18 protein-coding genes and 2 riboswitches are annotated in these 19,225 nt (G+C 38.0%); of the genes, 7 read left to right on the forward strand and 11 right to left on the reverse strand.

The genetic code is table 11. The features are described from left to right. Position 1: 1 nt before the first annotated feature. On the reverse strand, positions 2–1,345 hold the full coding sequence (locus PYW36_RS10835) for a dihydrolipoyl dehydrogenase family protein (RefSeq protein WP_103159593.1): 1,344 nt from the start codon (positions 1,343–1,345) through the stop codon (positions 2–4). Positions 1,346–1,479: 134 nt separating this feature from the next. On the opposite strand from PYW36_RS10835, the gene PYW36_RS10840 reads away from it, so the two are divergent. Continuing rightward, positions 1,480–1,734 carry a hypothetical protein gene (locus PYW36_RS10840; protein ID WP_105965615.1) on the forward strand — a complete coding sequence of 85 codons (255 nt, stop codon included), beginning with the start codon at positions 1,480–1,482 and terminating at the stop codon, positions 1,732–1,734. A gap of 53 nt (positions 1,735–1,787) precedes the next feature. On the opposite strand, the gene PYW36_RS10845 is transcribed toward PYW36_RS10840, so the two are convergent. The 9 genes from PYW36_RS10845 to xpt form a co-directional block, all read right to left on the reverse strand. Further along, positions 1,788–3,206 (reverse strand): sucrose-specific PTS transporter subunit IIBC, encoded by a 1,419-nt coding sequence (locus tag PYW36_RS10845; RefSeq protein WP_103159592.1) that lies wholly within the window; start codon positions 3,204–3,206, stop codon positions 1,788–1,790. A 28-nt stretch (positions 3,207–3,234) separates the two neighbouring features. Then, positions 3,235–4,197: a carbohydrate kinase family protein gene (locus tag PYW36_RS10850; protein WP_037575479.1), complete on the reverse strand. Its 963-nt coding sequence runs from the start codon at positions 4,195–4,197 to the stop codon at positions 3,235–3,237. 108 nt (positions 4,198–4,305) lie between these two features. Further along, complete coding sequence (locus PYW36_RS10855) at positions 4,306–5,280, reverse strand: LacI family DNA-binding transcriptional regulator (protein ID WP_103159591.1); 975 nt, start codon at positions 5,278–5,280, stop codon at positions 4,306–4,308. Between the two features lie 422 nt (positions 5,281–5,702). After that, a complete protein-coding gene (locus tag PYW36_RS10860) occupies positions 5,703–5,900 on the reverse strand; it encodes a hypothetical protein (RefSeq protein WP_103159590.1) in 198 nt (65 codons plus the stop codon). Continuing rightward, positions 5,893–6,150: a hypothetical protein gene (locus tag PYW36_RS10865; protein ID WP_107398971.1), complete on the reverse strand. Its 258-nt coding sequence runs from the start codon at positions 6,148–6,150 to the stop codon at positions 5,893–5,895. The genes PYW36_RS10860 and PYW36_RS10865 overlap by 8 nt, the downstream gene beginning before the upstream one ends. An 813-nt stretch (positions 6,151–6,963) precedes the next feature. Then, positions 6,964–8,505 carry a glutamine-hydrolyzing GMP synthase gene (guaA, locus tag PYW36_RS10870; protein ID WP_037575473.1) on the reverse strand — a complete coding sequence of 514 codons (1,542 nt, stop codon included), beginning with the start codon at positions 8,503–8,505 and terminating at the stop codon, positions 6,964–6,966. A 22-nt stretch (positions 8,506–8,527) separates the two neighbouring features. After that, on the reverse strand, positions 8,528–9,994 hold the full coding sequence (guaB, locus tag PYW36_RS10875; protein WP_037575470.1) for an IMP dehydrogenase: 1,467 nt from the start codon (positions 9,992–9,994) through the stop codon (positions 8,528–8,530). Between the two features lie 35 nt (positions 9,995–10,029). Next, positions 10,030–11,298 carry a xanthine permease PbuX gene (gene pbuX / locus PYW36_RS10880; RefSeq protein ID WP_037575467.1) on the reverse strand — a complete coding sequence of 423 codons (1,269 nt, stop codon included), beginning with the start codon at positions 11,296–11,298 and terminating at the stop codon, positions 10,030–10,032. Further along, complete coding sequence (gene xpt, locus PYW36_RS10885; protein WP_037575465.1) at positions 11,295–11,879, reverse strand: xanthine phosphoribosyltransferase; 585 nt, start codon at positions 11,877–11,879, stop codon at positions 11,295–11,297. The genes pbuX and xpt overlap by 4 nt, the downstream gene beginning before the upstream one ends. A gap of 246 nt (positions 11,880–12,125) precedes the next feature. Next, positions 12,126–12,228, reverse strand: a riboswitch (purine riboswitch). A gap of 243 nt (positions 12,229–12,471) precedes the next feature. Between xpt and PYW36_RS10890 the strand changes: the two genes are divergently transcribed. From PYW36_RS10890 to PYW36_RS10910, 5 genes are all read left to right on the forward strand, one after another. Next, entirely contained in the window at positions 12,472–12,882 is a 411-nt protein-coding gene (locus PYW36_RS10890; RefSeq protein WP_037575461.1) for a general stress protein, read from the forward strand. 246 nt (positions 12,883–13,128) lie between these two features. Beyond that, the gene (locus PYW36_RS10895) at positions 13,129–13,803 is read left to right on the forward strand and encodes a hypothetical protein (protein ID WP_037575458.1); all 675 of its coding nucleotides are present in this window, start codon (positions 13,129–13,131) and stop codon (positions 13,801–13,803) included. Between the two features lie 112 nt (positions 13,804–13,915). Continuing rightward, positions 13,916–14,518: a hypothetical protein gene (locus tag PYW36_RS10900; protein WP_037575455.1), complete on the forward strand. Its 603-nt coding sequence runs from the start codon at positions 13,916–13,918 to the stop codon at positions 14,516–14,518. A gap of 21 nt (positions 14,519–14,539) precedes the next feature. After that, a riboswitch (TPP riboswitch) is annotated at positions 14,540–14,642 on the forward strand. 105 nt (positions 14,643–14,747) lie between these two features. Next, the gene (thiO, locus tag PYW36_RS10905) at positions 14,748–15,857 is read left to right on the forward strand and encodes a glycine oxidase ThiO (RefSeq protein WP_103158652.1); all 1,110 of its coding nucleotides are present in this window, start codon (positions 14,748–14,750) and stop codon (positions 15,855–15,857) included. 74 nt (positions 15,858–15,931) lie between these two features. Further along, positions 15,932–17,323: an L-cystine transporter gene (locus tag PYW36_RS10910; protein ID WP_103158651.1), complete on the forward strand. Its 1,392-nt coding sequence runs from the start codon at positions 15,932–15,934 to the stop codon at positions 17,321–17,323. A gap of 122 nt (positions 17,324–17,445) precedes the next feature. Here the strand turns inward: PYW36_RS10910 and nfsA are convergent, their stop codons facing one another. Further along, a complete protein-coding gene (nfsA, locus tag PYW36_RS10915; RefSeq protein WP_103158650.1) occupies positions 17,446–18,201 on the reverse strand; it encodes an oxygen-insensitive NADPH nitroreductase in 756 nt (251 codons plus the stop codon). A 143-nt stretch (positions 18,202–18,344) separates the two neighbouring features. Here nfsA and PYW36_RS10920 point away from each other — a divergent pair, with 143 nt between their 5' ends. Further along, positions 18,345–19,121: a 2-keto-4-pentenoate hydratase gene (locus PYW36_RS10920; protein WP_103158649.1), complete on the forward strand. Its 777-nt coding sequence runs from the start codon at positions 18,345–18,347 to the stop codon at positions 19,119–19,121. Positions 19,122–19,225 lie beyond the last annotated feature (104 nt).

Raw genomic sequence — 19,225 nt, forward strand, 5'->3', positions numbered from 1 at the left:
ACTACATCATGGCTGTTTTTAACAAATCTAGTACGCCACTGGAAGATCCAGGAAATGCGAAAATCATTTGGTTCAACTCTTTCACTGTGAGTTTTCCGTTAACAATAAATGTTAATAAATTGATTAAGTCAGGCGCATCATCTGCATAAACAGCTGCACCGACTAGTTGCTTTTGTTCGTTTACAACAATCGTCATTTCCGCTTCAATTTCATTTTTATATTCAAAGCGCATTTGTTTACCAAATGGAATATCAATCACTTTATAATTCTCATTTTTTTGCGCTTCTTCAATACTTATACCAATGTTTGACAATCTTGGCAACGTATAAAGTACAGATGGAATTGCCGGATATTTTATAGGTTGTGTATTCCATCCTAAAATATGTGCAGCAATATAATTTGATTCGAATGTTGCGGTTGGCGTTAATTTAGGGATGGCTTTATGAATTACATCGCCACTTGCATAAATGTTAGGAATATTCGTGCGTAAATAATCATCAACTTCTACACCTTTTTTTGAATACTGAATGCCGACTTCATCCAATCCAATACCTTCCACATTAGGGTTTCTACCTGTCGCATCTAAAACATAATCAGTCGCAATTTTTAAGCCTGATTCTGTCACAACCTCATAATTTGAAGCTTGCTTTTTAATAGCCATAGTATTTTCGTTCATATGAAAATGCACGCCATCTGCTTTTAACTTTTCGATTAATTTATAGACATGTTGTCGATAAAATCCTTTTACGGGTTCCTCATCAACATGAATCATATGCGTCTCAACGCCCGCTTTCGCAGTAATAGATGCAAATTCTAAACTTATAATTCCAACGCCTATAAACGTGATATGTTTTGGCATATGTTCAAGTGACAAAAAGTCTCTACTATCATGTGCAAATTCTTTACCTTCAATATTTAAGCGATTACTGTGTTGACCAGTTGCAATCACAATATGTTCTGCATTGATTTTTTCGTTATTGACTTCAACTGTATGAGGGGCAACAATTTTACCCGCTCCTTTAATAATATCAATCCCTATTTCTTGAAACAGATGTTGTAACTTATCCGCTAATGGATCAATCACCGCATGCTTGTAATCCATTAGATTTTCCCAATCTACAGCGAGGTGCTCTGTATTCAGTATATTTCCGTAATGAGAAGTTTCTTCTAAAATTTCAAATGGATTTTCTAATAAAATTTTGGCATTGCAACCATAATTGGTACATGTTCCTGCAATACGATCTTTTTCAATGATAGCAACAGATTTACCCGCTTGATTGAGTGTCAGTGCGGCGTGCCATGCCGCATGCCCACTCCCTAAAAAGAGAACATCATAGTTTTTCATTTTATTTCCTCCTAAAGTTATATGCAACTTACAAGTCGCGCGCGATTTGTTAAAGCATATCATTCCTCTATTTAAATTACAAATTATATAACTTATATTTGAAAAATTAGTTTAGACTTTTTGATTTCTCATGAATGGGGAAACTGAAAGTTAGATTTCAAATCATTACTAATCCTTACAATGGAAATGTCACTTTAGGATTAAAATATCGAATTTGGGAATTTAGAAAAAAGCAATATTTACTTGAATATGTCGAAAACCATCCCATCATTGAAATAGAAGGAAATATGCATTTTGAAAGAACGTCTTACTATAAAGAAATGTGCACGATTAACAATCAAACGCCGAAGTCCTTAACCAAAAGGTATATTGTCATTTACACACGTTAATACCACATAAAAACACTTCCTATTTTGAAATAAGGAAGTGTTTTATAATGCGATTATTTTGCTTCTTTAAGTGCTTTAGCCATTTTATCGCTATATCCGAAGAACCATGTGAGCACGAATCCTACGACGAATGAAACGATTAATACTAAAATATAGAGTGGCAATTGGCCAATATCTTTAATAAATAACAACATACCTGGTAATACCGTAATGGCCATTCCTGAAGCTTTTAAATGGAACAATGAGGCAAGAAATCCTCCTACAGCTCCGCCAATTAATCCACATACAAACGGCTTAAAGTAACGCAAGTTCACACCAAAAATGGCAGGTTCTGTAATTCCTAAAAATGCTGAAAACGCGGAGGGTAGTGCGAGTGCTTTAAGCTTTTTCTGACGTGTTTTAAGACCAACCGCAACTGTCGCAGCCCCTTGTGCTGTCATTGCTGCTGAAATGATAGGGTTGAATTCATTGTACTTAAACTGTTCCAATAATTGAATTTCCATAAAGTTGAAAATATGATGTACCCCTGTCACCACAATAATTTGTTGGAAAAAGCCAATGAGTAAGCCGGCAATACCAAATGGCAAGTCTAGTACTCCTTTTGTACCTGCGAGTATGATTGTTTCTAAGCCGTGGAACACAGGTCCTATGACGAAAAGACCTAGAGTAATCATAACCAACAATGTTAAAAATGGAGTAACGATTAAATCAATCGCATCTGGAATTCTCTTGCGTAAAAATGTTTCAAATTTGGCGCCAAGTAAACCCACGACAAAGGCAGGTAATACTGACCCTTGATATCCTACAACTGGAATAAATCCTAAAAATTTCAACGCCTCAGCTGAACCATCTCCTACTTGGTACGCATTTGGTAAGGCAGGGTTTACGAGCATCAAACCGAGCACTATCCCAAGAACTGGACTTCCACCAAAAACTTTAAAGGCACTCCACGCTACAAGCGCAGGTAAAAATGCAAAAGCGGTATCTGTTAAAACTTGAGTAAAGAGAATGAAATTTGGTGAAATGTCTATTGGGGTCATGCCCATCCAAGATAAGATTTGTTCGTTCATCAATACGCCACGGAGTCCCATAAATAAACCCGTCGCCACTAATACTGGTATAATCGGAACAAAAACATCACCAAACGTTCTAATCGCACGTTGGAACGCATTGCCTTGTTTACCTGCTTCTTGTTTCACTTCACGCGTCGATTGACCTTCAATACCTAAGTCTTCAACGGCTTTATAAATTTTATTTACTGTTCCCGTCCCAAAAATAATTTGGTACTGTCCAGAATTAAAAAATGCACCTTTCACTTTATCTGTATTTTCAATACTGTTTTGGTCGATTTTTTCTTTATCATGAAGAACAATTCGTAGTCTTGTCGCACAATGGGCAATCGACTTTATATTCTCTTGTCCCCCAACCGCTTGAATGACTTGTTTTGCGATTTGTTGATCTGACATGGCCATGTTGCTTCTCCTCCTCTGACGTCCTCGTCTACTTTTGTATTAACTCTTGAACCTCTTCTAATGTAGGTATACTTCCAATCGCACCTTTTTTCGTTGTGGTTAAAGCGCCTACCGCATTACTCATTGCGAGAATATCTGGTGCGTGTTTCTTCAAATAATCAATAGGAGTGCATTCATTTTGACCTTTTAATAGTTGATAGATCACTGCTCCCACAAACGCATCCCCAGCACCAGTCGTATCTTGAACATCGACTTTATAACCCGGGGAATATCCGATACGCCCTTCTTTCGAATAAATAGAAGCGCCATTCGCGCCTTCTGTATAAATAATAAATTCCGTTTTACCTTGAAACAGTTGTTGGAGTGACGCTGGATCTTCACTTCCTGTTAAATAGACCAATTCCTCATCTGCAATTTTTAAAATGTGTGCTTTCGGCATGAATTCAAGCACTGTCGTTTTCAATGCTTCAATTGATGGCCATAACGGAAATCTCAAATTCGGATCAAAAATAATAGTTCCTTCTGCTTCTTCCATTAGGGCAATGACATGTTCATGTGTATTTTTCATAGGTGACGGAATCAAATCCACTGAACAAAAATGCAGAATATCATCGGGTTGAAAATTGATATTCAGAGATGACGGTTCTAACAACATATCCGCAGAAGGATTCCGATAAAAAGCAAAATCACGTTCTCCAGATTCTGTTAAACTCACAAAGGCAAGCCCTGTATTTGCCTCATGTGTTCTTTTAATATTGGCCGTCTCTACTCCTTGCTTTTGTAATGTTTCTAAAATCAAATCTCCAAAGGCATCTTCACCGAGTTGCGTAATAAGACTAGAGGCGGCACCAAGTTTTGCTACACAACTCGCTACATTAGTAGGTGCGCCACCCACTTGAGGCTCAAATCCAGTCACGTCTTTAAGTTCTACACCTTTTGTTTGAGGAATAAAATCAATTAACGCTTCACCCATCGCATATAATTTTCCCATGATTTCACTTCTTTCTTTATGGAATGACAAAACTCTATTTTCATTTTTGGAACCGGTACCAAAATAGTTCAAAAAAAAGTAAAACTCTCTTCACCGAGAATTTTACTTTTAGTTGTGTAAAATGTCAACGCTTTCTTTTTCATCGATGGTATAATCCATGCGTTGTAGTAACGGGACTTCTTCCTCATTTAATAGGGACATCATCGATACTGCCGCAAGTCGTCCGGTCTCTTCATAAGGAAAGACAATTGTCGTAATCATCGGCGTGACAATCGAGGTGGTCTCATAACCCCCAAAACCAGAAATAGACAACGTTTGAGGCACCTCGATTTTCATATCTAATGCTGCTTTTAACACGCCTAACGCAAGGTTATCTGTCGCACAAATCACAGCATCATAATCCTTAATAAAGGCTTTAGAACGCGCTTGAGCATCCTTTAACTTAAACGATGTCGTGTAAATATCCGCTTGTTGACCGTAATCCGCAAGCCCATCAAGCACACCTCGACGGCGATGTACTCCTACCGCTTCATCACGTTCATCAACACCAAAATAGGCCACACGTTGAAAATGCGCCCGACCAAAATAATTTCCGATAAAGCGGCCTGCCTCATAATCATTTTGAATAATGGAATGAATACCGTCGTATGCTTGCCCCACTAATATAATAGGGACATTAATCGCTTGGATTGCCTTCAAATGCGCATCACTGAGTACCGTGGCAAGTAAAATAATACCGTCGACTTTATTTTTCGCAAGCGTAGATATCGCATCAATCTCCCGTTGTTGATCTAAATCCGTATTCACAATAATGGTTTGATAATTTTGCGTTCTTAAATAAGTTTCAATGCCACATAACGTTTGATTTGAAGCATACGAACTCAATCGCGGTACAATGACCCCCATCATTTGTGTTCGTTTTGCCTTTAAACTTTGGGCAAATTGATTCGGACTATAGCCCGTTTCTTTAACAACACGTTCAATTTTCTGACGCGTTTTCGTACTAATCGAACCGCCGTTCAAATATCTCGACACCGTACTTTTCGACACACCCGCAAGCCTTGCGATATCACGAATATTCATAGCTTTCACCTCGATTACTATCATAGCACAAGAAATAAGATAAAATTGGAGAATAGAAAGTGTCATGACGCATTTTATACTATCAACTTCAAGTTCACTTATTCTTGTATACAAATGGCCTCCAAACCCATGATGTATGTATAATCTAAAATACTTTATTTGCCTAACATCTTCAACGATGAGCCAACAGTAGCTCTACTAGATATTTTAAAATTTAAAAAAACTGATGATGAACACGTAAAGTTAAAATAGCTTTTTAGAAATTTAGAGGGAACTGAACGTTACCTCTTTTTAACTTATTTTACATTGATTTTCTAGCCTTAAACAAAAAATACCCCCCATGAAGTTAGATTTTTAGTCCAACTTTTGGGGGCACATCATAGGGCGATTCATATACTAATAAAAATAACGCTATTGATACGTCATAAACCTTTTCTTTTTATTTGTCTAGTTAGAAATACAAAAATGAGTATTCCATGAATAATTGTTAATCCTTTGAAAAGAGGGGAACTAAAAGAAATAAAAAAGGCAGTCAGTATTATTTCAAGTAAAAATATAAAAATTATTATGGCTAACAATGTTTGTTGAGATTTAGGCGTGTTATGACCTTTTTCACTCATAATAAACCTCCTTTACAAAAACAATTAATACAAAAGTATAAGCTACTGCATTAGCTACATTTTTATTAAAACCAAACTTATCCACAAGTTTTTTACTTATGGCTGTTTGGGCTTTTTCTTGAGAATTGGCAAGTAGATTCACGGTATTAGTAACTTGCCAAAAGCGTTTTCCACCACTAACGTTAACATATAAATTAAGTTTTATAAAATAATCATCTTTTGAAAAATCGATTTCAGTTTTACTAGTCACTAATCTTTTTATTTCTCAAATTGTATATTATCAACCAAATACGAAGGTACTTCAATAATTTTAATTATAATAAATCAATTTAATATAATTATATTAAATTGCGGTGCACATCTGTGGAATGCACTTGAGGGAAACTTTTACTTACAATTTCCTCTTTTTTATTGTCTTTATACACCTTACTTTTCTCACACTTTACACTTTTCCAATTTCACATCACAAAAACCACCCTCTAACCATTTACGGTTAAAGGGTGGTTTGTTTTCTCACTATTATTCCCATTAGATAACATGAGTGTTTTTCGTTGGTTGGTACTAACTTTTAACCATTGATATATCAGTATTTTTAATAGCTGTATATCTTCTGTCAATTTGCATTACTTATTAAATAACGTATTCAATGTCTATAGGCAAAAGACTGTAATATGTTACTTTCATCAAGAAATATATTTTAAAGATATATAATTCATATACAAAAACTCAGCCCTACATCTTAAGATACAAGGCCTACAAACATATAGTTTATTTCCTTAATAGCAATAATAAAGTAAGGATTAATAATTAGCAAGTGCTCGCTAAAAAATTATATACTGACTTGAAGCGTTCGTCATATACATGTTTATTCTTTCGAGCAAAGACCATGAAGGAATTGAGTTCATCAATTCTACGTTCTCTCAGTTTTTTGTTCACAACTATTTTATCGTAAAGATAAAGCATTGCTAAAATATCATGAATATTGTAATTACTAAGCCTTTTATTTAAAGTTTGTTTACGAATACCTAAACTTTTCGCATATTGCGTTATTAACACACTTTTATTATTCCCACTCAATTGTGCTTGGGGGTTTTGATGTGATGTCATACACGACGCGGTTGACGTGATCCACTTCGTTTACGATACGTGTTGAGATCTTTTGTAAGACTTCCCAATCGATACGTGCAAAGTCACTTGTCATACCGTCGATAGAGGTTACGGCACGGACACCGACTGTGTAGTCATACGTACGGTAGTCTCCCATAACTCCAACCGAGCGGATGTCTGGTAATACTGTGAAGTATTGCCAAATGTCGCGCTCTAAGCCTTCTTCACGAATCACTTCGCGAAGGATGGCATCAGATTCACGGACGATTTCAAGTTTGTCTTCTGTGATTTCGCCTAGTACGCGGATACCTAATCCCGGACCTGGGAAAGGTTGTCTCCAAACGAGGTGTTCTGGAATACCTAATTCGATCCCTAATGCACGTACTTCATCTTTGAATAACGTGTTGATAGGTTCGATTAATTCGAATTCCATATCTTCTGGTAAGCCACCTACGTTATGGTGAGATTTGATCGTTTGTGCAGTTTTTGTTCCTGATTCAATGACGTCTGTGTAGAGTGTACCTTGTGCAAGGAAGTCTACGCCTTTTAATTTTGAAGCTTCATCATCGAAGACGTAAACGAATTCGTTACCGATAATTTTACGTTTTTGTTCTGGATCTGATACGCCTGCAAGTTTTGACATGAAACGGTCTTGTGCGTTTACACGAATAATATTCATGTTGAAACCTTCACCGAATTGTTCCATCACCATGTCGCCTTCACCTTTACGTAAAAGACCATGGTCAACGAAGATACATGTCAATTGATCGCCAATCGCTTTGTGTAATAATACCGCAACTACAGAGGAGTCTACTCCACCGCTCATTGCGCAAAGTACACGACGGTCGCCAACTTTTTCGCGAATTTTTTCCACTTCGATTTCGATGAAGTTTTCCATTGTCCATTCGCCTGTACAGTTACATACGCGACGCACGAAGTTACGTAATAAGTCGTTACCAAACTCTGTATGACGCACTTCTGGGTGGAACTGTACGCCGTAGATACGACGAGATTTGTCTTCGATTGCTGCGTATTGTGTGCTCGGGCTATCGGCAATCACTTCGAAACCTTCTGGGATTTCAATCACTTTATCAGAGTGGCTCATCCAAACTGTTTGTTCTTCTGGTAAACCGAAGAATAACTCGTCTGATTTAGCGTTGATTGTCGCTTTGCCGTATTCACGTTCGTTCGCGCGCTCAACTTTACCGCCTAATAATTTCGTCGTTAACTGCATACCGTAACAAATGCCTAAGACTGGAATACCTAGGTTGTAAATCTCAGTATCAATTGTGAACGCATCCTCTGCATAAACAGAGTTCGGTCCACCTGATAAAATAATCCCTTTTGGATTCATTTTTTTAATTTCTTCAATCGAAATTTCGTGATCGTGCAATTCACTATAAACGCCCATTTCACGAATGCGTCGTGTAATTAATTGATTGTATTGACTCCCAAAGTCTAGGACAAGAATTAACTCTTGTTCTTTTGCCATTTCCATAATGTGTGTACTCCTTTATCCCTTAGAATGAGTAGTTTGGTGATTCTTTTGTGATTTGAACATCATGAGGGTGGCTTTCTGCTAGACCGGCTGCACTCATTTTAGTAAATTGTGCTTCTTCACGTAACGCTTCTAAGTCTTTCGAGCCTGTGTAACCCATACCGCTCTTCACGCCACCAATTAATTGATAAATTGTATCTTGTAATGGACCTTTATAGTCAATACGTCCTTCAACACCTTCTGGAACGTATTTTTTAGGGGCTTTATCTTCTTGGAAGTAACGATCGTTTGAACCACTTTCCATCGCACCTAATGAACCCATACCACGGTAAACTTTATATTGACGTCCTTGGAACATTTCAACTAAACCTGGGCTTTCTTCAGTACCAGCAAGTAAGCTTCCTAGCATAACCGCATGTCCACCGGCAGCTAATGCTTTTACGATATCGCCTGAGAATTTAATCCCCCCATCAGCAATAATCGTTTTACCATGATTTTTCGCTTCTGTGGCACAATCGTAAACTGCTGTAATTTGAGGGACACCGACACCTGCAACGACACGTGTTGTACAAATTGAACCTGGTCCAATTCCTACTTTTACAACATCTGCGCCCGCTTCAAACAATGCTTTTGTCGCAGCTGCTGTTGCAACGTTACCTGCGATTAATGTCACTTCAGGATATGTGGCTTTAATTTCTTTCACTTGGTTAATTACGCCTTGTGAGTGACCGTGGGCTGTATCGATTACTAATGCATCCACACCCGCTTCAACAAGTTTTTCAGCACGAATACCAGTATCTTTTGCAATACCAATCGCCGCCGCTACAATAAGACGACCGTGGCTGTCTTTTGCCGCATATGGATATTCGTTCACTTTTTCGATATCTTTAATCGTAATGAGGCCTTGTAAAATACCGTCTTCTACTAATGGAAGTTTTTCAATTTTGTGGTCTTGTAAAATCTTCTCAGCTTCTTCAAGTGTTGTACCTACTGGTGCTGTGACTAAGTCTTCTTTAGTCATCACATCTGAGATTTTTATTGAGAAGTCTTCAATAAATCTTAAATCACGGTTTGTTAAAATTCCAACAAGTTTGCGTGATTCATTGCTATCTACAATTGGCACACCTGAAATACGGTATTTGCCCATTAATGCTTCTGCTTCATAAACGCTTTCTTCTGGTGTTAAGTAAAATGGATCAGTAATAACGCCATTTTCAGAACGTTTTACTTTTTGAACTTCGTCCGCTTGGCGTTCGATGCTCATGTTTTTATGAATCACACCGAGTCCGCCTTGACGTGCCATCGCAATCGCCATTTTTGATTCTGTTACCGTGTCCATACCAGCTGAAACAATCGGGATGTTTAATTGAATACGTTCTGAAAGTTTTACACTTAAGTCGACTTCTTTTGGTAATACATTTGATTCTGCCGGAATAAGTAATACATCATCAAATGTTAATGCTTCTTTAACAAACTTGTTTTCCCACATTTTTCGTACAGCCTCCATTCAAATTGATAGTTATATTATTTCACATTTTCTTCATTTTGTTGATAGTTTAGACCATTAAAAAATAAATTCAATATAATAGCAGAAATCGTGCCTAACACAATACCATTTTGTGTGAGCCATGTTAGTTGATCACCGAGCGCTTTAAACGCTTCTGGAACAGCAGTAATCCCTGTACCGAGGCCAACAGAAATGGCAATGATTAATAAATTGTTTTGATTTTTAAAATTAATATCACCGAGGATGCGCACACCATAAGCCATGACCATCCCAAACATCGCAAGCATAGCGCCACCAAGGACAGATATAGGAATGATGTTGGCTAGCGCTCCAATTTTAGGAATACATCCGCAAATGATAAGCATGATGACCATTCCATAAATGACATCATTTTTCTTAGCGCCTGACAATGAGACAAGACCGACATTTTGAGAATATGCCGTGTACGGAAATGCATTGAAAATGGCGCCTAACGTAATCGCAATCCCTTCGGCCATATAACCTTTTCTAAAATCTTTGCGCTCAAGCTTACGACCTGTAATTTGGCTAAGTGCATGGTAAACACCTGTCGATTCAATCAAACTGATTAATGCCACAATGAAGAAGACGACGATGGCACCAAAGTCAAAGGAGAATCCGCCAAATCGGAATGGACGAGGAAGTTCAAACCAATGGGCTTGACCGACTTGCGCAACATCGACAAGTCCTAAGAAACTCGCAATAACCGTCCCAGCAATCAGACCAATTAAAATCGCAATAGATTTAATAAAACCACTCGCAAAACGTTGAACGACTAAAATAATAATTAACGTCGCAAAACCTAATAAAATGTGTTTAGGTGAGCCGTAATCTTTCGCGCCTTGCCCCCCTGCAATATAATTCATTGCGACAGGCATTAAAGTAATTCCGATAATCGTGACCACACTTCCTGTGACCACAGGCGGGAAGAATCGTACGAGATACGCAAAAAATGGCGCAATTAAAATTACGAGAAGGCCTGAAACAAAGAGTGAACCATATAAAACGTCCACCCCTTTAGACTGACCAATCATAATCATTGGGGCCACTGCCGTAAACGTACAACCTAACACGACCGGCAAGCCTATCCCGATACCACGATATACTTGTAAAAACGTCGCCACACCACACATAAAAATGTCGACAGTGACTAGAAAAGCAATTTGTTCCGGTGTGAATTTTAAACTCGAACCTACAATGATAGGGACAAGAATCGCCCCGGCATACATGGCAAGGAGATGTTGTAAGCTTAATAGGAATCGTTTCATGCGTTTTCGTCTCCAACAAGCGTGATTTTATTACCTTCAAGAGAGGCAATTTGACATAGAGATGAAACATTTAGCCCAGCTTCTTCTAGACGCGTACGCCCTTGTTGAAAGCTTTTTTCAACTAAAATACCGATACCCACTGTAGTCGCATTGGCTTGTTGAACAAGACGATGAAGTCCAAGTGCCGCTTCTCCATTCGCTAAAAAGTCATCAATAATTAAAACTCGGTCGTCTGATGATAAAAATTCTTCTGAGATAATAACCGTACTCGTTTTATTTTTCGTAAAAGAATGAACATCTGTATGATAAAACCCTTTAGTTAACGTGCTTGGTTTTGCTTTTTTGGCAAAAAGACATGGGACATCAAAATGTAAAGCCGCCATGATTGCAGGTGCAATGCCTGAAGCTTCAATTGTTAAAATTTTCGTCACGTTTTCTTTCGCAAATTGATCATGAAATACTTTTCCAATTTCGTGCATGAGTACCGCATCAATTTGATGATTTAAAAAACCATCCACTTTTAAAATTTTTTCATCAATGACAACGCCATCTTCAATGACTTTGTTTTTTAACCTTTCCACTATGGTTCCTCCTCGTTTTTGGTCCAAAATATTAAAAAAGCCCAAAACTTCAGAATATAGTTTTAGGAACGAGTAAGAGAAATACAGTTGTAAGTTTGCGTATGCATCTTTGGAAGAGAAAACACATATAAAAGGAATTAAGACAGTAAGATGAACAAGTTCAACCTACACCTTATAACGTTTATACATATATCATCTCACAATTGAGGCATCCACTTGAGTAACTTGCGGCCTCAAGTCACATTACATTGATTTTCAATTACTCATAGTCACATTGTTTAAGGCAACGTGGTAGAAACTTCTAAAGCCATATTCTTCAGATTATATGAGTGTGATAAATTATTTAATGATGATAGCAAATTTGAACATAATTCGCAATAGCATCGCGTCAAACTCATTATTTTCAGAAATTTATGTGAATTCATTGCGGAAACGTTTCAAATATGGGCATAATATGATTGAATACATCTACTCAATCCTTGTTTAATGTGGATAAAGTTGAACATATTTTCAAACAACCTGTGCCAACGATTAATGAACATTAAACATGGGTAATACAAATGATGAATAACAAAAAACGGAGGCGTCGATTATGGCAGAATTTGAAGTAGCGCGTACAGAAGAAGATGCGATTAAAGCAGTAGAAGCTTATTTAAGAAATGGTTATGATGAATCTGAACTTACGGTTATTAGTAAAGAAAAATTAGAAACGAAACGTTTTAACGACAGTCAAATTCAGCATAAATCAACAAATGGCACAGTAAGTGATAAATTTATGCGCATGTTTATTGGTGAAGATGCTGAAGGTGCAGCACTCAGTCGCTATGATTTCGGTGAAGACCAAACTGAAGATTTAAAGCAAGATCTTAACAATAATAAAATTGTTGTCATTGCCCAAAAAGATAAAGTGAACCATGGTGAAGTTGCGAAAAATAATGCTGCTTATATGAATGAATCTACAGATAATCATAAACCTTCTGAACATAAAGGCGATATTGAATAAAATTCAACTAACGTCCACGTTCAATGGTAGAATCGATAGGGTTAGGACATAGTGCCCCCTATAAATAGATAGCCATCAAAATTTACGCTTAGATAAATTTTGATGGCTATTTTAATCCGACTTAAACAATTGAATAGTCAAGCATCATCAAATATATGAAATGATTTATGTTATAGTCCCCTTCAACATTACTATCGTTCTTTCACATCTATGCTATACTGTTATCAATCAAGAGAGGTGAACGACATGAAATTTGTACAAATAAAATCGACCAAAGATCAATGGTTCGAACCGGCCATCGACTTTTATATGGATAAACTTGATCCTCTTGTCACCGAGGACGAATCGGTCTTTGTGCAATCTTTAAAAACTGAAAAGACACAAAACGATTACGTCTTTTTAGTGGGCATTGACAATGATAAAGTGGTTAGTTTTTCAACTGCACACTATGAAGCAACAACAAATACAGGTTTTATCGTTTATTTAATTGCTGAGCCTGGCGATCACTGTGAAACGTATTTAGCTGAAACATTAAACGAGGTAGAAAAAGGCGTGAACCGTTTATCACATCAACTCCATGGTCGTGATGTGAATTTCTTTATGTTTGAATCTACTCTCGAAAGTGAAGATGTCGATGAACAAACTGCTAAGGATATTGCTTTTCGTCGCCGTTTCTTAACAGAACATGGATTTGAAAAACAAACACAAATCGACTACGTACAACCTTCCCTCGACCGTAATGGGAAACCTGTACCGCTAGACCTTTACAATAAGGCAAATATTCCTTTGACAAAGGATATTTACGGCACAAGCGTTAAGTCTTGCTATATTTTAAAATATGTCTTTGCCAATCGTATTCCACGTCGAGTGATTTATCCGTTATTGATTAAAATGAATTTAAGTAAAGATATGAATGCATAAGTCCTTGAAATCCCTTCTTAAAGCCGTTACAATAATGTAGAGGTAAGGCTGACGGGTCACTGAACTCAGACTACCGTGGGTCTAAATAGACTGACAGAAAGGATTCATTCATATGCTAACAAAAGAGTTTGCACTTAAATCAGAGCTTAGCGAAAAACAAGTGCGTAAAATTGTACAGCACCTAGAAGAACGTGGCTACCAGTTGAAAAAAACCGAATATAGAGGCCGTGAAGCGACCGACTTTCAAGAAGAGGATATCGAATTATTCCAAGAAATTGCTGAACGTGTCGGCCGTACGAACAGTTATGAACTCGCATTCGAAGAGCTCGAAAAAGAAAAAGACTTTTTACAAGTCATCGTAAAAGAAAATCCTGATAACTTACCATCAGATCAACAATTTCCACAAGTGATGCAAGAGTTAAAAGCTGAAATCAACAAAATGCGCGAAGAACGTCAATTATTAGGACAAATGATTTCACAAGTTCATCAACAACAAGAAGAATTAAAAACATTACATAATCAACTCAATAATCAACTCGAAACAAATACAAAATCATTAAACGCAATGACAGAACATCAAAAACTTCAAGCTGAACAGTTAACAAAAACACAAGAAAGCATTGAAACACAAACAAAAGAACAAAAAGAATTGGCGACTACAATTAAAAACAGTCACCAACAAAAAGGATTTTGGGCACGCCTATTCGGAGGCTAAGCCTTTATCATAAAATTAAATACGATGTGCTAGGGGTGCTCTAATTGAGCTGAGAAAGATGTCATCTTAACTCTTTGAACCTGAAGTGGTTAGTACCAACGAAGGGAAGCTATTTTAACTTATGAATTGAATGTATACACTTTACTGAACTTATAGAAAATAGGCCTACATTCTTTCTCACCATGAATCTAGGGCGCGACCTCTTGCACATTGTGTAGGAGGTTTTTTTATGGAACAAATTGTGATTATTGGTGGAGGTGTAATAGGACTCTCTATTGCACGTCATCTTGCCGACGCTCACTGCGAGGTTTCTATTATTGATCGTTCGACACCGAGAATGAATGCATCTTATGCAGCAGGAGGAATGTTAGGGGCACAAAATGAATTTTTCGAAGAGAGTCCACTTTATCGTTTGGCGATGAAAAGTCGTGCATTAATGCCAAATACTGCCTATCGTTTACATCAAGAGACAGGCATTGATATCGAATTTCAATCCTATGGGCTCATTAAACTTGCGACAGAGACGCGTCATGTTAACGCTCTACGCGCTCAGTATACATTTTTAAAACAAGATGATCACCGTCTCCATTGGTACAACAACCATGCACTTCAACAACATTTTCCTCAACTTAATCCTGAGACGACGGCGGCATTCAAAATACATGATGATGGCCAAGTGAATGCGCATTTATACACAAAAGCGCTCACACAAGCAGTAGCCTTACAAAAAAATACAACTCTTCATTTAAATACAGAAGTCTTAGACATCACTCAACACGTGGAAGGGGGTTATACATTAAACACTTCTGCATGTCACATTCATGCGAACATCTTAGTGGTTGCGGCCGGCGCATGGAGTGGTCAATTACTCCAATCTTTAAATGTGGACCTTCCTACTCGTCCAGTAAAAGGCGACGTCAAACTTATACAAGCCTCCCGCCCGATTCTGAATACAACCTTATTTAATATGAATGGGTGTTATATCGTTCCTAAAAAAACGAATCGCTATTTAATAGGTGCAACTTCAGAAGTAGACAATTGGTCCACTCAAAACCATCCCGATAATTTAAAATGGTTAGATGCTAAAAGCCAAGCCATGCTCCCCCAATTGAGACATGAACAGACCCTCAAAACGTGGACTGGTATTCGTCCAATTACAGAAGACGGCTGGCCCGTGATGGGCAAAGCTTCAGACACGCTATTTGTTTCAACCGGCCACTATCGCAATGGTATTCTTCTATCTCCGATTGTAGGGAAACTCATAGCGCAAGCGATTCAAGGAGATTCAGAAGCCTTACGTGAGCTCCAACCCTTTTCACCACAAATTCGACAAAAATAAAAAGAGCTTGCTTTTAAGTGTCTTACCGATTATCCTTATTATATAAATCGGAATTAGAAGGAAGCGTACACATTATGTCAACATTATTCATTATTATTAACTTAGTCGTTTTCGTCTTAGCACTCATCGGGCTTTGGTGGATGGCTAAAAAACATATTAAATTCCCTAAACGTGTCTTTCTCGCACTCGGTTTAGGGATTGTTTTAGGTTTAATCTTACATCTCACATACGGTTCAAGTAGTAAAATCACGACGCAAACAACTGAATGGATCAGTATTGTCGGAGAAGGTTATATTTCTTTATTAAAAATGATTGTAATCCCGTTAGTTTTTGTATCAATTGTCGTTGCATTTACAAAAATTGACATCGGCGAAAAGTTCGCAAAAATGGGCGGACTCATTTTTATGTTTTTAATTGGAACTGTGGCCATTGCTGCAGTCGTAGGCATTGTTTATGCGATGCTTTTTGGCTTAGACGCCTCTTCTATCGACCTTGGCCAAGCTGAAAATGCACGTAGTTCTGAAATTACGAGCCAGGCGAAAGAAATGACAGCTACAACTTTACCAACACAAATTTTAGAATTATTACCTGCAAATCCATTTTTAGATTTCACAGGCGCACGTGCAACATCGACTATCGCGGTTGTTATTTTTGCTGCATTTATCGGTTTTGCCTTTTTACGTGTTTTACGTAAAGAACCTGAAAAAGGTCATATTCTTAAACGGGGTATCGATGCCATTTACGCACTTGTCATGGCGATTGTAACTTTTGTTTTGCGCTTAACACCTTATGGTATTTTAGCGATTATGATTACAACGATTGCAACAAGTGATTTTGCGGCCATTTGGACATTAGGTAAATTCGTTATTGCGTCTTATGCTGCATTAATTACGATGTATTTGATTCACATGATTATTTTAGTATTGTTAGGTATCAATCCCCTACAATATGTTAAGAAAACCGCTGAAGTAATTTTATTTGCGTTCACGTCACGCTCCAGTGCAGGCGCATTACCGCTCAACATCCAAACACAAACACAACGCCTTGGTGTCCCATCAGCGATTGCTAACTTCTCTGGTTCATTTGGCTTATCGATAGGCCAAAACGGTTGTGCGGGTATTTATCCAGCCATGCTTGCCATCATGGTTGCACCTGTCGCAGGCGTTGAAGTAGACTGGCAATTCATCCTCACACTTATCGTTGTTGTCGTATTGAGTTCATTTGGTGTAGCCGGTGTAGGAGGCGGTGCTACATTTGCATCCATCCTTGTACTATCTGCACTCAATTTGCCGGTAGGTCTCGCAGGGGTCTTAATTTCTGTTGAACCTTTAATTGATATGGGCCGTACCGCACTCAACGTCAACGATTCCATTCTTGCAGGGACAGGTACCGCAAAACTGACAAAACAATTAGATGAAAATCAATTCAAATCTAACCACTACGATGAGCTTGCTTCTGAGCATTAATTAAAAAGAGGTCGCGACATTACGTTCGCGACCTCTTTTTTTGTTTATCTCTTTAAACGCTCTTCACGCAAATATTAAAGCACTTCTGCCATTTTAAGAACTCAATCTTTCTCTTCAATCGTTTATTTTTTGTTGAAGCCTGATAATTGAAGCCATTCAAGCATTTCTAAGCGTTGTTTACTTCCCATAAATTGTGCGATTTGTTCTGACCATGTTTCCGTACGTTCGCCGTTCGTGCGTGTTTTATAATAGTTTGAGACCGTTTCATCATACGCTTCAATTTGTTCTGCAAGTTTTTGATCCTCGCGCTCATATTCATCAATATGGAAAACATGATCAAGCGGTAGGCGTGGTTTCGGCGCGCCATTCTCGTCCTCTGCCGGTTCTCCGATGGCCATGCCGAATAATGGGAATGTGTACTCAGGTAAACCTAAAATCTCACGCACACGTTCTACATCATTACGGAGAGAACCTAAATAAACGATACCATACCCCATATCTTCTGCAGTTAAAGCAATATTTTGCGCCATTAAAGCAGCATCTACAGTTCCGACTAATAATCCTTCCGCTGTTTCAAAACTGCTTTCTAACTCTGCATCCCGTTTTTGGCTTACAAGCTTGTGACGGTGATAATCAATGACAAAAACAAGCAAATAACCATTTTCAACCACATACGGCTGTCCTGATACTTCTCTTAAAGATTCTTTCTTTTCAAGATCTTCTACACCAATCACAGAAGTCGTTTGTAGAAAACTTGAAGTCGACGCCATTTGCCCTGCCTCAATTAACTTTCGAACGATATCGCGATCAATGGCATTTGGCTTAAATTTACGTACAGAATGATGTTTTTTAGCTAACTCATAAACATGTTCAGACATGATTGACACCCCTTATTGTCCTTTTTTTCTATTTTATCAAAATGATACGTCCCCCGCATGACTGGTGTTTGACCCCACTTGCATTCATTAGTATTTACCGTTATCATAATTGTAACAATTTTCTGAATAAAGGGGCCTTTATTATGACAAATCAAACCAAATATTTAGCTAAAACACTTCATCAAGCCTATCTTAATCAACAGGCGATCCCTTTTTTAAATCCTGAAGCAGCTGTAGACGAAACTTTAGGTTACGCGGTACAAGAAGCACTCATCGAACGCATTCAGGCGAGTCACGGCGCAAAACAAGTCGGTTATAAAGTCAGCATGACGAGCAAGGAAACTCAAGCTTACGCCAATACACATGAACCTGCATATGGGACATTGTTGAGTCATGTCGTTAAAGATACAAGTGCGACCATTCCGCTTCACGATTTGTTCTCACCCTTAATTGAACCAGAGCTCGTTTTTGAGTTAACTGACGCACTTTCACCTCATCCAAGTGCAGAAGAAATCTTAGAAAAATCTAAAATCGCACCTGCCATCGAGGTGCCTGATGCGCGTTATCTCAATTGGTTTCCTAATTTCACACTTGGTGATTTGTTAGCTGACAATACGGCAACGGGTTTAGTTGTCGTGGGTCCATCCGTCTCTCCTCCTGATTATGAGACGCTTGGCAATATCGCCATGACTTTAACCCATGACGATAAAACCATCGGAAACGGAAATTCGTCTGCCGTTTTAGGTCATCCTGTCAAAGCTGTACAATGGCTCGCCGAAAAGTTAGCCACTCATGGCAAATCTCTAAAAGCAGGCGACGTGATTTCTTCTGGTACCTTTATTGCGCCTGTCCCCGCAGAAGTTGGTACATTCCAGGCACACTATAACCACATCGGAAATGTAGAAGTTACATTTGAATAATGTTATAACTAGAGTGAATCTGATGATTAATCAGATTTGCTCTAGTTATATGTGAAAACATGCTCCTTCATTTTATTTAAACTATCAAATTATTTCTAATTGAG

Origin of the sequence: Staphylococcus chromogenes (assembly GCF_029024625.1) — a bacterium.
GTDB lineage: Bacteria > Bacillota > Bacilli > Staphylococcales > Staphylococcaceae > Staphylococcus > Staphylococcus chromogenes.